Source organism: Streptomyces cacaoi (assembly GCF_006539165.1).
GTDB lineage: Bacteria > Actinomycetota > Actinomycetes > Streptomycetales > Streptomycetaceae > Streptomyces > Streptomyces cacaoi.
The window spans coordinates 44,639-57,930 of sequence record NZ_BJMM01000004.1 but is presented as its reverse complement, the minus strand read 5'-3'; the positions used below and the strand labels follow the sequence as shown (position 1 = coordinate 57,930).

The window sequence follows — 13,292 nt, the reverse complement described above, 5'->3', positions numbered from 1 at the left end:
TCAGTACGTTGCTCCTCAACCACCCCTGCACACAGGAGAGTTGGGAGAGTCGCATGCGATCGGTATCTCCGTTACCGCCGGGCGGGGCGCGGCGGACGCACAGATCGGGTCACTCCCGGGCGCGCGGCCGGGCGGGGGCCTTCCTGGCCGTCGCGGCGCTGTCGCTGTCGGCCCTCGCGCTCGCACCGGGCGGCGCCCAGGCGGCGCCGGAAGGCCAGGAGCAGAACCCGGGCGACATCGTGACGGCGGAGCCCAGCACGTTCCAGTACTGGCCGGGCGAGCCGGCCGACGCCACCGCCTGGAAGATCACCTACCGCTCCACCGACGCGTCGGGGAAGCCGGACACCGTCTCCGGCACGGTGGTCGTGCCGAACGACGGCAAGAACACCAGGCGCCCGCTGATCACCTACGCCGTCGGCAGCGTCGGGCTCGGCGACGACTGCGCACCGTCCGCGGGTTTCCCGGACGGGACGACCGCCGAGGCCCCGCTGGTCAACGCGGCGCTGGTGCGCGGCTACGCGGTCGCCGTCACCGACTACGAGGGGCTGGGCACACCCGGCGAACACACCTACACCGTCGCGCAGTCCGAGGGCGCCGCCGTGCTGGACGCGGCGCGCGCCGCGATGCGGCTGCCGGGGGCGCAGGAGCTGGGCGTCGCCGCCGACTCCCCCGTCGGCATCATGGGCTACTCGCAGGGCGGGCAGGCCAGCGCCTGGGCGGCCGAGATCCAGTCGTCCTACGCGCCCGAGCTGGACGTCAAGGGGTCGACGAGCGGCGGGGTCCCGGCCGATCTGATGAAGGTGGCCGAGGCCGCCGAGGGCAGCAGCAACGCCGGCTACGTCCTCATGTCGGCGCTGGGCCACGACGCGGCCTTCCCCGAGCTGGACCTCGACAAGTACCTCAACGACGAGGGCCGAAAGCTCGCCACGATGGCCAAGGACTCCTGCATCGACAAGATCCTGGAGGCGGGCAAGGGCAAGAAGATCGAGGACGTCACCGTCTCCAACCCGCTCGAACAGCCCGACTGGAAGCAGCGCATCACCGCGAACAAGCTGGGCACGAAGGCGCCCGCGAGCCCGTCGTTCGTCTACCACGGCGAGGCGGACGAGACGATCCCCTACGAGCTGGGCCAGGGGCTGCGCGCCGACTGGTGCGCCCGGGGCAACGCCGTCCAGTGGCAGTCCTTCCCCGGCAAGACGCACGTCGGCACCGCGATCGACGGCAACGGGCCCGCCCTGGAGTGGCTCGGGGCGCGCTTCGCCGGACAGCCGGCACCGAGCAACTGCCCGGGCTGACCGGGCTGCTCAGCCGCCGGCACGCCCGAACACATCGGGGGAGCCCACGGGGTGTGGGCTCCCCCTTGGTACGCCGGGCAGGCAGGCGCACTCGGGCGCGCGCGGCCGGGTCAGCCGACGGGCTTGCGCACCTCGTCGCGGATGCCGTTGACGCGGTCGGCGAAGTCCTCCAGATCGACGTCCTGCGGCTTGACCGAGTACGTCTTGAGGCTGTCCTCGGCGACATAGGCGGCGGTGCCCGGGTTGCTCCAGGCGCACACCGGGATGGTGAGCTTCCGGCCGGACTGCTTCTTCAGCAGGACCTCGCAGGTGAGCGGGTCGTCCGCGCCGGCCGGGGTGATGTCGCGGCGCTTGACGGCGATGGTCATGGAGGGGCTCGTCTCCATGCCCTTCATCATCTGGTCCTTGGACATGTCCGGATCGCCGAAGTCCTGGCCCGTCGCGCCCGCGTACAGCAGCCGCTGCGTCGCGTCGCTGCCCTTTTTGTACGAGCCCATGTGGGCCTTCTCGTCCGGGTTGGAGCTGGTGTCGACCTGGTCGCTGAGGTCCTGCGCGAGCGTGTACTCGCCGTGCTGGAGCGTCTTGGGGAAGTCCAGCTCGTACTCGGTGTCCGAGGCGTCCGCGCTCTCGGAGGGCTCGTCGCTCGGTGTGCCGCCGTCGGAGTCGTCCGTGGCGTCGTCGCCCGGCGACGGTTCCGACGTCCCGGACGACGCCTTGTCGTCCTTCTTGTCGTCGTCCCCGCCGGAGACGGCCAGCAGCGTCCCGCCGACGGCCAGCGCCACCACCACGACGGCGGCGACCACGATCGCGACGACCTTGTTGCTCTTGTTCGGCGACGCCGGCGGCTGGCCGTACGGCGCACCCGGGTACCCGGGCTGGCCGGGCATGCCCGGCTGTCCGAAGGGCGCACCGGGCTGCCCGGGCGGCGGAGCGCCGTACGGCCCGGAGCCGTAGGGGCCGGGCTGCGGCGGCTGGCCGGGTGCGCCCGGCTGACCCGGTGCGCCGGGCTGACCGGGAGCGGCGGGCGGCGGACCGGGCTGCCCCGGAGCGGCGGGCGGCGGACCGGGAGGCGGCGGCTGCTGGGCGCCCATCGGGCCGAAGCCGCCGACGGCGGGCTGGCCGGCGGCCTGCGTGGGCTGATCGGCGACGCCGGGGTTGCCGGCCGGCGGCGGGCCCTGCGGCGGCTGCTGGGGCTGTGGCGCCTGCTGGGGCTGCTGCCCGGCCTGTCCCCCGGGTCCCTGCTGCCCGGCGGCGCGGGGGTCGCGCGGGTCCGGCCCGTTCGGCTGGTTCGGTGGCTGCGGGGGCGTCGTCATCCCGTCTCCCTCCCGGCGAGGGAGGCGTGGCGTACCCCGTCCCCCGGCCCTTCCTTTACGTGGTACTTACCACGAACGGTACCTCTGTTCGCCTCCGCCCGGGCCGCCGGGGCGCCGCCGCACCGGACCACGGGCCCGCCGTACGAGCCGCCGGTCCCTCACCGTGCGTACGGGCCACCGGAGGCGCCCCGCGCGTACAGGGCGTCGATCTCCGCGGCGAGATCGCGGACGATGGCGGCCCGCTTCAGCTTCCTCGACGGCGTCAGATGGCCCCTCGCCTCGGTGAAGTCGCGCGGCAGCACCGTGAAGCGGCGGATCGACTCGGCGCGCGAGACCTGCGAGTTGGCCTCGTCGACGGCCTGCTGGAGGCTGCGCAGCAGATCGGCGTCCTCGGTCAGCTGCTCCCGCGTCAGCTGCTCCTTGTGGTGCATGCGCTGCCAGTGGGCCAGCCCCTCCGGCTCCAGGGTGACCAGCGCCGCCACATAGGGACGGTTGTCGCCGACGACCAGGCACTGGCTGACCAGCGGATGTGCGCGTAGCCAGTCCTCCAGGGGCGCGGGCGCCAGGCTCTTGCCCGCGGAGGTGATGATGACGTCCTTCTTGCGCCCGGTGATGCTCAGATAGCCGTCGGAGTCGAGCCCGCCGAGGTCGCCGGTGGGCAGCCAGCCGTCGGCGTCGGTGTGCAGGACGGCGGTGCCGGTGGCGGCGTCCCAGTAACCGGCGAAGACGTGGCCGCCCTTGACGAGCACCTCGCCGTCGTCCGCGATCCGCACCGCCGTACCGGGCAGCGGACGGCCGACGGTGCCCAGCCGGGGCCGCTGCGGCGGGGTGACGGTGGTGGCGGCGCTGGTCTCCGTCAGCCCGTAGCCCTCGTACACATGGATGCCGGCGCCCTCGAAGAACGCGGCCAGCCGGTGCCCCAGCGGGGAGCCGCCGCAGACGACGTGCCGGCAGCGGCCGCCGAGCGCGGCCCGGATACGCCGGAAGATCAATGTGTCGTACAGCCCCCGCGCGGTCCGCAGCCCGAGGCCGGGCCCGCTGCTGTGGCCGTGGTCGCGTGCCTCGACGGCCTCGCCGTAGCGCTGGGCGATCCGGGCGCCCCGGTCGAACGACGCGGCGCGGCCCATCTGTTCGGCGGTCGCGCGGCCGGTGTTGTAGACCTTCTCCAGCACGTAGGGGATGCCCAGCAGGAACGTGGGCGCGAACCCGGCCAGATCGGCGAGGAGTTCCTCCGTGCGGACGCTGGGCGCGTGCCCGAGCCGCACCCGCGCACGCAGACAGGCGAGGGCGACCATCCGGCCGAAGACGTGCGAGAGCGGCAGGAACAGCAGCGTCGCCGGGGGTTCGCCGCCCAGCGAGCCGAACACCGGGTACAGCAGCGCGACGGCGTTGTCGATCTCGGCGAAGAAGTTGCCGTGCGTCAGCACACAGCCCTTGGGCGGGCCCGTCGTGCCGGAGGTGTAGATGAGCGTGGCCACCGAGTCCGGCCCGACGGCCGCACGCCGCGCGTCGACCTCCGCGTCGGGTATCTCCCGCCCCGCGTCGATCAGATGGCCGAGCGCGCCGGAGGTGAACTGCCACAGATGGTCGAGCCCGGGCAGATTGCCGCGCTCCGCGCTCAGCAGCCGGGTCTGCTCGACGTCCTCCACGAAGCAGGCCCGCACCCCGGCGTCCTGGAGGATGTGCCGCGCCTGCGAGGCCGACGACGTCGGATAGACGGGCACGGTGATCAGCCCGGCGGCCCAGGCGGCGAAGTCCGTGACCGTCCACTCGTACGTCGTCCGCGCCATGATGGCGATCCGGTCGCCGGGCTCAAGACCCAGCGCGACGAGCCCCTTGGCGACGGCCTGCACCTCGGCGGCCAGATCCCGGGCCGGCATGTCCCACCAACTGCCGTCCGGGCGCCTGCGGCTGAGCGCCGGCTCGTCCGGTGCCTCGACGGCGTTGGCGAACGGGATGTCGCCGAGCTGTCCGCCGGTGACGGCCGGTACGAGCGCGGGCACCGCCGCCTCCCGGACCCTGCCGTCCACGACCCGCGTCACCGGCTCCGCGAACCCGCGCACCCACCCGTCGCCCGGGACCTCCCCCGGCGGCCCCCCGGCCGACCGCCCCGGCTGGACTGTCACTTCGCGGCTCCTCCACTGCGCGGGGCCGCACGACACCGACCGGCACCCGGACGCACACCGCCCCGACCGGCCGCGTCCCACGGCCTGTCGACCACGCCGGACCGCCCGCTCCGGACGGCCCAGGGCGCGACCTTACTCCGGCGTAAAATCTAGGTGACCCGGCACACCGAGGGGAACTCCCGGGCGCCACCTCCATCGGACACACACAGGACCCGGCGGTTTCCCCGTCCGGCCCCGCCACGGCCCCGGCGCTCCGGTCACGCCCCGCCCCGCACGGCTTCCCCACCCCACGCGTGGCCCCGTAACGCGACAACTCCCCGCCCCACCCCGGCCGTTCACTGCCCCGGCGACAGCACCCGCGGCCCCGCCCCGGCGCCGGGCGACCACCGTGCGCCGCGCATCAGGCTCTCCAGCCCCACCCAGCAGAAGTTCATCAGCGTCGCCGCGGCCTCCTTCGCGGAGTGTGCGCCGGGGACACCGTGCGGGTCGGAGGTGCCGTGCGAGTCGGAGGTGCCGTGCGAGTCGGAGGTGCCGTGCGGACCGGACGCGCTGTGCGGGTCGGAAGCGCCCTCCGGGGCGAAGGCGCCGCCGCGCGTGCCCTGTTCGCCCCGTGCGCCGTTCCCGCCGGGCCCGCCGCCCGTGGACGGTGCCGCCCACTCCGCGAGGGACTCCGCCGCGCCCACGAGCGCATGGGCCAGGCCGGACACCTCGCGCTCGGCCGGTTCGCTGCCGCACCCCGCATCCCGCGCCGCCTGCCCCAGCAGCCCCGTGACCAGCGTGAGCAGCTCCGCCCGCATCCGCGCCACCTCACCGGCGAACGGCTCGCCCTGGGTGCGCGCCCGGTACAGCACCCGCACCCCGGCCGGGCGGGCGGCCGTGTGCGCGAAGAACGCCCGCAGCCCGTGCCACAGTTGCTGGTCGGCGGGCAGCCCGCGCTCCCTGGTGCCTTCCCGCACAGCTGCGACGAGAGCCCCGATCTCCCGCCGCACACACGCCATGAACAGCTCTTCCTTCGACTTCAGATACAGGTAGACCAGCGGCTTGGAGACCCCCGCCGCCTCGGCGATCTCGTCCATGGACGCCGCCTGGTACCCGTGCCGGGCGAACGCCGCCACCGCGGCGTCCAGCATCTGCCGCTCCCGCACCTGGCGTGGCATCCGCTTCTGCCCCACGTCTCAACTCCCCTTTCCCAGGCGCCACGGCACCGAAGTTCCCCCGGACGCCCCGCACTTCCCCCGCTCCACGGTCCGGGCCAGCCTACGTGCGCGCCCGCCGGCGCCGCCCGACCGCCGGAGCCCCCCGCAGCACACACGCGAAAGGGCCCGGCCACCCGGAGACCGGGGGCCGGGCCCTGCGCACGGGCCGGGGGCGGCGCGTCAGCTGCCGGCGCCGGCGGCGGCGGGGACGGCCGCCTTGCCGGCTCCCCCGTCACCGCGGCCGCCGCTCTCGCCGGACGGGGCGTCGTCCACCATGTCGTCCAGGCTGAAGCTGCGGGCGTGCGCGAACGCGTCGCGGTCGAGGATCTTCTCCTTGGCCGAGACCAGGACCGGGATGACGACCTGCCCGGCGACGTTCGTCGCCGTCCGCATCATGTCCAGGATCGGGTCGATGGCCAGGAGCAGGCCGACGCCCTCCAGCGGCAGGCCCAGCGTGGACAGGGTGAGCGTGAGCATCACCGTGGCGCCGGTCAGACCGGCCGTCGCCGCCGAGCCGATGACCGAGACGAAGACGATGAGCAGGTACTCCTTGATGCCCATGTCGATGTGGAAGAACTCACCGACGAAGATCGCCGCGATCGCCGGGTAGATGGAGGCGCAGCCGTCCATCTTCGTCGTCGAACCGAACGGGACCGCGAAGGAGGCGTACTCCTTGGGCACACCGAGCCGTTCGGTGACCCGCTGGGTGAGCGGCATGGTGCCCACCGAGGAGCGCGAGACGAAGGCCAGCTGGATCGCGGGCCAGGCGCCCTTGAAGAACTGGAGCGGGTTGACCTTGGCGACGGTGGCCAGCAGCAGCGGGTAGACGGCGAACAGGACGAGGGCGCAGCCGACGTAGATGTCCGCCGTGAACGTGGCGTAGCTGCCGATCAGATCCCAGCCGTAGTCCTTGATGGCGGTACCGATCAGGCCGATGGTGCCGATCGGCGCCAGCCGGATGATCCACCACAGCGCCTTCTGGAGCAGCGCCAGCACGGACTCGCCGAGCTTGAGGATCGGTTCGGCCTTCTCACCGAGCTTGAGCGCGGCGATACCGACGACGACCGCCATGAACACGATCTGGAGGACCTGGAGTTCGGTGAACGGCGTGACGACGTCCTTCGGGATGATCCCGGTGAGGAAGTCGAGCCAGGAGCCGTGGGTGTCGGGCTTGGCGGCGTCCTCGGCGGACAGGCCGGTGCCCGAACCGGGGTTGGTGACCAGGCCGATGAGCAGCCCGATCGCGACCGCGATGAGCGAGGTCGCCATGAACCACAGCAGCGTGCGGGTGGCGAGGCGCGCCGCGTTGTGCACGTTGCGCAGATTCGTGATCGAGATGGTGATCGCGAAGAAGACGAGCGGCGCGACGGCCAGCTTCAGCAGCTGGACGAAGATGTCACCGACCTTCGTGAGCGTCGTGCCCAGCCAGGCGATGTCCCAGTTCCGGGCGACCCAGCCGAGCACGACACCGAGGACGAGACCGAGCAGGATCTGGACCCAGAACGGGATCTTGGGTATGCGGCGGCCGGGCGACGGCTCGGCCGTGGACGCGGCTTGCGCGGAAGACGACGAAGGGGACGACGGGGACGCCGAAGACGACGAGGACGACGAAGACACGGACAGACTCCGGAACTTCTCGGTAGGGGAGAGGAGAGGGAACAGCGGCGAGGGTTGCGCCGGAGAGTAGTCCGGCCGCGTGCTCAGCGACAGGTTGCCGACATGCACCGGCAGAGGTCGACGTGCAGCCGCTCCACGAGCGCCGTGCCTCGGGGCGCCTCGGAAGTGGGGGCTGCTGTGAACATGCCGGTCACGCTAACACTCCGTCTTTGGCCTACCCAAAGCCTGCCTTTGGGTTGTGGTTCCGGAAAAACTCAACGCCCCGCCGGGGAAAGGGCATTCCCGACGGGGCGTTCGGAGTGAGTGACGAGCGTCACACAGAGGAGGCGGAGGGTCCGGAGGCCCGGGGCGCACCGCCCGGGGAGCCGGCGGCCTCACGCTGGGCGGGCCGCATCGGCCCCGCCGGCCTTCCGGTGTGCTGGGCCGTCCCGGACCTCTGCTTCCGAAGGGCCTCCTCGGCATCGACCGCCGCGTCCTCCTGACGCTGGTTGGCCGCCAGCCGCTCCTTGGCCCGGCCGACGCCCTCGACGATCTGCTCCGACATCGCGTCCCGCTGCCTGCGCAGCAGCACATAGCTGAGCGGCGCGGAGAGCACCAACGCGAGCAGGACCACCCAGACCGGGTTGGACCTGCCGATGCCCGCGGGGACGATGCCGAAGTGCGCGAGAACGGCGACCACGACGAGGCAGCCGACGAAGATGCCCAGGCGCATGGTCGTGTAGCGGAGCGTCGCGTGCGACTTGGTGCTGCTCACGGTGTCTTCTCCATGCTTGGGGCTTATAGGCGACCTCACCAGTCAAGCACAGCCCCTCCGCCGCTCGGCGCCGCCCCCGCGCCCGGCCGCCGCACGGCCCGTGACCAGGCAGTCCGCCCGGGCCGCCGACCGTGCCGTCCGCGCCTGTCACCCACCCGTCGGCCCGTCGGCCCCGGTCGCCCCCTGCCACCGGCTCGTCGGCCCGTGGGATCAGCCCAGCCGCCGGGCGGCCACCCGCAGATCCGCGACGAGACCGCCGCGCACCGCCTCGCGGTCCCCCTCCCGGGCCCGCAGCACCGCCGAGGGATGGATCGTCGGCACGACCTGCTCCGTGCGCCCGTGCACCGTCCGCTCCGTGCAGGCACCGCGCTCCCTGGTGACCCGGAAGCCCGAGCCGAACAGTGCCTTGCCCGCCGTCGCCCCCAGCACGACGAGCACCTCCGGCTCGGTCAGCGCCAGCTCCGCCGTCAGCCAGGGAGCGCAGGCGCCCATCTCCCGCAGCGTCGGCGGCCGGTGGATGCGCCGCTTGCCCCGCCCCTGCTCGTGGGCCCACTTGAAGTGCTTGACGGCGTTGGTGACATACGTCTGGTCCGGGTCGATGCCCGCCTCCTCCAGCGCCGCCGTCAGCACCCGCCCGGCCGGGCCCACGAAGGGCTCACCGCGCCGGTCCTCCTGATCGCCGGGCTGCTCCCCCACGAGGAGGACCCGGGCCCCGGCGTCGCCCGCGCCGAAGACGGTCTGCGTGGCGTCCCGGTGCAGCGGACAGCCCCGGCACCCGGCCGCTGCCTCCCGCAGCGCCGTCAGCCCGGCACCGCCCGCCGCCGTGCCTCCAGCGCCTTCCGCGCCCTCGGGCAGGAAGGGCGTGGCGTCGTAGGCGTCCTCGGGCGTGCGGGGGCTCTCGCTGCGCGCCATACCGCCCGGGGTTCCCCCGGCGCCGGGCGCTACACGCGCATCGGCTGCGGGGCCTCGCGGCGGTCCGGGTCGGGGCCGTCGTAGGCGTGGACGGTGCCGTAGCCGGCGGTCCGCTCGACGGGCCGGAAACCGGCGTCGCGGATCAGCTCGACCAGCTCGTCCCGGCCCGGCGCGTCCGGCGCGGCCGCGCCCCGGGCCTCGGCCACCGGACCGGCCAGCTCGTCGGCGCCGAACTGGAGCGTCAGCTGTGCCGTCTGATCACCGAAGGCGGCCCGGTCGACGGCGATGTGCGCGACGTTGTCCAGCAGCAGCCGGCAGACGGCGAAGGTCTTGAAGGTCTCGGCACCGGTGACGGTACGGGATGCGGGCCCGCCGGACCGGCCCGCCGTGTGCCCGGCACCGTCCTCGTGCAGCAGTGGCGCGAACTCCCGGAAGCCGCCCGTCTCGTCCTGGAGCGCCCGCAGCCGCAGCAGATGGTCGACGACGTGCGCGGGCTCCTCGGTGTGCCCGAGCAGCAGCGTGCACACGCTGGACAGCCCCCTGGCGTGCGCGGCGCGGTGCACCTGCGCCCACTCCTCCCACGTCGGAAGGCCGGGGAAGTGCGCACGCACCCCGGGGTCGAAGACGCCGGCGTCGTCGCCCGCGAGCGACTCGAGACCGGCGTCGGCCAGTCGGGCCAGCACCCCTTCGATGCCGTCGGCGGCATCGGCGTTCGTGCCGCTCTCCGCGGCGAAGCGGCGGACGTCGGCCGCCGTGCAGCCGGTGAGCGCCACCCCGTCGGGCAGCGCGGCGCGCAGCGCGCGCAGCAGAGGCAGAAAACGGCCCGCCGGGCAGCCGGCGGCGTCCAGGCGCAGCTCCACCAGGCCGTCCGTGCCGCCCTCCTGGGCGAGCCGGACCACGGCGGCGGCGTGCTCCTCCTCGGTGGCCTCCCCGTCGGCGCCCGCCGGGGCCGCGGCCGCGACGGACAGCGGCCGGACGAGGGCGAAGTGGCCCGCGTCGCCGTTCACGCGGGTGCGTGCCGCGTGTGCGAGGCCGCCCAGCCGGGCGAGGTCGTCGGAGGCGAACAGGGCGAGGCCGTCCGCGGCGCCGAGCCGTTCACCGGCGCGGATCCGCTGCTCGACGGCCTCGATCCCGGGAACGTCCGGGCTGCCGGAGCCGCGCTCCGCACCGCTGCCGTCCCGCCGCACTTCCGCGTCCATTCCTCGCGCCACCTGCCCCACTCGTCCCGAGCCGCCCGATCCATCCGGCATGCCGGTCTCGTCAGGCTCGTCAGCTCTCGTCAGCTCTCGTCGGATCTCATCGGCTCTCGCCGGTTCCGTCCGCCCGTCGTCCGGTTCGCGCCGCCCGGGCGGTACGCCCGCACCCTACGTCAGGCCGTGCGGAGGTCAGCCGCCGGGCAATTCGCCGACCCGGTTCTCCCACTTCGTGGACAGGACGATCGTCGTCCGGGTACGGGAGACGCCCTTGGTGCCGGAGAGCCGGCGGATGGTGCGCTCCAGATCGTCCACGTCACCGGCGCGGACCTTGAGCATGTAGGAGTCGTCACCGGCGATGAACCAGCAGTCCTCCACCTCGTGCAGCTCGCGCAGCCGGCCCGCCACCTCCTCGTGGTCGGTGGAGTCCGTCAGCTGGATGCCGATGAGCGCGGTCACCCCCAGCCCCAGCTGGGCGGCGTCGACGGTGGCGCGGTAGCCGGTGATCACCCCGGCCGCCTCCAGCCGGTTGATCCGGTCGGTGACGCTGGGGCCGGAGAGGCCCACGAGCCGGCCGAGTTCGGCATAGGACGCTCTGCCGTTCTCGCGCAGCGCCTGGATGAGCTGCCTGTCCACCGCGTCCATGGATGCTGCTGCCTTCCCGTCGTCGATGCAGCCGGAGAGCCGGAGAGGCCCCGGGGGAACCCGGGAGCCCTGGGAACCCCGGGACCCGGGAATCCACGGTCACCGGGCTGCCGTGATGGTCGAACTGCCGTGCCGAAGCTGCCGTTCTGCCGTCCTCGGTGAGGTACAGACAACGAATCTAAGGCATGGAGCCCCTTCCGGGCCCATGTACGACGAAGGCCCTCGCCCGGTGGACCCCCGGTGGAACAGGGCCTCCGGGACCGCCCGCGCCCGCCGGAGCCGGCCGCACCCGCTCAGGAGCCGTCCGCGGAGCCCGGCGCCGCTGCCCCCAGCTCCCCCTCCCAGCGGCGGTACAGCCGGTGCGGCACACCGGCGGCGTCCAGCACCCGGCCCGCGACGAAGTCCACCAGGTCCTGGATGTGCCGCGCGCCGGCGTAGAAGGCGGGCGAGGCCGGCACCACGGCGGCGCCCGCCGCGTCCAGCTCCACCAGGTGCCGCAGCGTCTGCCCGTTCAGCGGCGCCTCACGCACGGCCACCACCAGCGGTCTGCGTTCCTTCAGCGTCACGCTCGCCGTGCGCTGGAGGAGATCCTTCGACAGCCCCAGCGCCACCCCCGCCACACAGGCGGTGCTCGCCGGGACGATCAGCATGCCCTTGGCCGGGTACGAGCCGGAGGACGGCCCGGCCGCCAGATCGCCGGCCGGCCAGTGCCGTACCCGCTCGGCGGCCTCCGCCTCGGCGGCGAACGCGTCCGGGCTGCCGTCGGCGCCGCGCGCCAGCCAGCGGCGCAGATCCTGTGCCGCGTGCGCGTCCCGGAACGGGTGACCGTTCTCGTCCAGCAGCGTCAGCCGGGAGGCACGGCTGACGACGAGGTCCACGTCCTCGCCGGCCGCCAGCAGCCCGCGCAGCACCGCCGCCGCGTAGGGGGTGCCCGAGGCGCCCGAGACGCCCACGATCCAGGGCCGCCGTCCGCTGTCACTCACGCCGTCGAGCGTACTGGCCCGGCCCGTACGCGAGGACGGGCGGGAGGGTCCGGACGCACCGCCACGCGCGTAGGCTCGACGGTATGCGTCACACCCGTCTGGCCGCCCCGGCCGCCTGTGTCTGCGCGACGGCTCTCGCCCTCGCCCTGTCCGGCTGCTCCGTGACGGAGAAGCTGACGACGGGCCTGAAGGTCAAGCACGCCTTCGAGAAGCTCGGGGAACAGCCGACGGCCTCCGTGCTGGTCACGGTCGACGGCGACCGCGCCGACTCCGCCGCCTTCCTGCGCGCCGCCGGCGCCCCCGGCGGCCCCGGCACCCGGCGCGCCGCCGATCTCCTCTCCCGCGGTGAACTCGCCTTCGCCGTCGGCTCGGACCGCGAGGAGACCCCGCTGCGGGACCTGAACCGCTCCGAGCGGCTGCGGTTCGCGACGGCGGTCAACTTCGGCGGCAAGGACGTGCTGGCGGCCAAGTCCGTCGAGGAGAAGCTCTACGTCCGCGTCAATCTGCGCTCCCTGGCCGCCCAGACGAACGGCTCGGCGAAGGACCGCCGCCGGGCCAAGAAGATCGTCGCGCTGGCCGACGACCTTCCGCTCACCCTCCGTTCGGCCAAGGACGCGCTGAAGGGCAAGTGGGTCGAGGTCGATCCGGAGTCCTTCGACGACTTCGCCCGCGCGGCGCAGGAGATCACCCGTGGCGAGAAGAAGAGCATCCGCGGCAACCGGCAGGCGTCGGCCGCGCTCCGGGGCGACGAGCGCACCAGCGAACAGGTGGGCCGCGCCACGGGAGCGGGCCGCGCCCTCAACGGCGAGTCCGAACGGGAATTCCTGGACGGCCTGGAGAAGACACTGGGGCGGCACGCCGAGTTCCGCAAGGCCGGCGAGCGCGGCGGCGCCGAGCACGTCACCGTCACCGTCCCGGCCCGCGAGGCGGCCCCGGACCTCTCGCGCGCCCTGGCCGCCCTGGGCGCGCACATCGACCCCGACCAGGTGCCCGAGAAGCAGCTGCGGGCCGATCTCCAGATCCGCCGCGGCCAGTTGACCGGACTCACCGTCGACCTCGGCCAGTTCGTCCCCGAGGACGGCGGCAAGCGCGTCCATCTGCCGCTGCGGATGGTCTTCGGCGGCGGCGACGCCGTCACCGTCGAGGCGCCCGACGGTGCCCGCGAACTCCAGCCGCAGGATCTGCTGGCCGCGGTGATGTACGGCGCCCTCGGCACCCGGGGGCTGTGACGGCGCCGCGCGGCGGCGGGGGAACTCAC

The 13,292-nt window shown here is 73.9% G+C and carries 10 protein-coding genes and 1 pseudogene; 2 read left to right on the top strand and 9 right to left on the bottom strand.

Annotated features, from left to right (window positions below; genetic code table 11):
• Window positions 1-53 precede the first annotated feature (53 nt).
• Window positions 54-1,295: a lipase family protein gene (locus tag SCA03_RS05645; RefSeq protein ID WP_141275236.1), complete on the top strand. Its 1,242-nt coding sequence runs from the start codon at window positions 54-56 to the stop codon at window positions 1,293-1,295.
• 110 nt (window positions 1,296-1,405) lie between these two features.
• On the opposite strand, the gene SCA03_RS05640 is transcribed toward SCA03_RS05645, so the two are convergent.
• The 9 genes and pseudogenes from SCA03_RS05640 to SCA03_RS05600 form a co-directional block, all read right to left on the bottom strand.
• Window positions 1,406-2,608: a hypothetical protein gene (locus SCA03_RS05640; protein WP_141275235.1), complete on the bottom strand. Its 1,203-nt coding sequence runs from the start codon at window positions 2,606-2,608 to the stop codon at window positions 1,406-1,408.
• 158 nt (window positions 2,609-2,766) lie between these two features.
• The gene (locus tag SCA03_RS05635; protein ID WP_141275265.1) at window positions 2,767-4,671 is read right to left on the bottom strand and encodes an AMP-dependent synthetase/ligase; all 1,905 of its coding nucleotides are present in this window, start codon (window positions 4,669-4,671) and stop codon (window positions 2,767-2,769) included.
• 398 nt (window positions 4,672-5,069) lie between these two features.
• Entirely contained in the window at window positions 5,070-5,906 is an 837-nt protein-coding gene (locus tag SCA03_RS05630; protein WP_230988503.1) for a TetR/AcrR family transcriptional regulator, read from the bottom strand.
• Window positions 5,907-6,110: 204 nt separating this feature from the next.
• Entirely contained in the window at window positions 6,111-7,547 is a 1,437-nt protein-coding gene (locus SCA03_RS05625; protein WP_371863894.1) for a dicarboxylate/amino acid:cation symporter, read from the bottom strand.
• 472 nt (window positions 7,548-8,019) lie between these two features.
• Window positions 8,020-8,301: pseudogene (locus SCA03_RS35965) on the bottom strand (DUF4229 domain-containing protein); the annotation flags it as partial.
• Window positions 8,302-8,511: 210 nt separating this feature from the next.
• Window positions 8,512-9,213, bottom strand: coding sequence for a UdgX family uracil-DNA binding protein (locus SCA03_RS05615; protein ID WP_086816432.1), 702 nt, complete (start codon window positions 9,211-9,213; stop codon window positions 8,512-8,514).
• A gap of 29 nt (window positions 9,214-9,242) precedes the next feature.
• Window positions 9,243-10,412, bottom strand: a complete 1,170-nt coding sequence (locus SCA03_RS05610; RefSeq protein ID WP_230988502.1) for a hypothetical protein — start codon at window positions 10,410-10,412, stop codon at window positions 9,243-9,245.
• Window positions 10,413-10,598: 186 nt separating this feature from the next.
• Window positions 10,599-11,051: an Lrp/AsnC family transcriptional regulator gene (locus SCA03_RS05605; RefSeq protein ID WP_030880384.1), complete on the bottom strand. Its 453-nt coding sequence runs from the start codon at window positions 11,049-11,051 to the stop codon at window positions 10,599-10,601.
• A 293-nt stretch (window positions 11,052-11,344) separates the two neighbouring features.
• Window positions 11,345-12,034 (bottom strand): UbiX family flavin prenyltransferase, encoded by a 690-nt coding sequence (locus SCA03_RS05600; RefSeq protein WP_030880387.1) that lies wholly within the window; start codon window positions 12,032-12,034, stop codon window positions 11,345-11,347.
• Window positions 12,035-12,117: 83 nt separating this feature from the next.
• On the opposite strand from SCA03_RS05600, the gene SCA03_RS05595 reads away from it, so the two are divergent.
• Window positions 12,118-13,263, top strand: a complete 1,146-nt coding sequence (locus SCA03_RS05595) for a hypothetical protein (RefSeq protein WP_030880390.1) — start codon at window positions 12,118-12,120, stop codon at window positions 13,261-13,263.
• The last annotated feature ends 29 nt before the right edge of the window (window positions 13,264-13,292 follow it).

What these genes read in the sequence shown, in the direction of transcription:
- SCA03_RS05645 (WP_141275236.1), top strand. Translation starts at nt 54, where the DNA reads ATGCGATCGGTATCTCCGTTACCGCCGGGCGGGGCGCGGCGGACGCAC.
- SCA03_RS05640 (WP_141275235.1), bottom strand. Translation starts at nt 2,608, where the DNA reads ATGACGACGCCCCCGCAGCCACCGAACCAGCCGAACGGGCCGGACCCG.
- SCA03_RS05615 (WP_086816432.1), bottom strand. Translation starts at nt 9,213, where the DNA reads ATGGCGCGCAGCGAGAGCCCCCGCACGCCCGAGGACGCCTACGACGCC.
- SCA03_RS05610 (WP_230988502.1), bottom strand. Translation starts at nt 10,412, where the DNA reads ATGGACGCGGAAGTGCGGCGGGACGGCAGCGGTGCGGAGCGCGGCTCC.
- SCA03_RS05605 (WP_030880384.1), bottom strand. Translation starts at nt 11,051, where the DNA reads ATGGACGCGGTGGACAGGCAGCTCATCCAGGCGCTGCGCGAGAACGGC.
- SCA03_RS05595 (WP_030880390.1), top strand. Translation starts at nt 12,118, where the DNA reads ATGCGTCACACCCGTCTGGCCGCCCCGGCCGCCTGTGTCTGCGCGACG.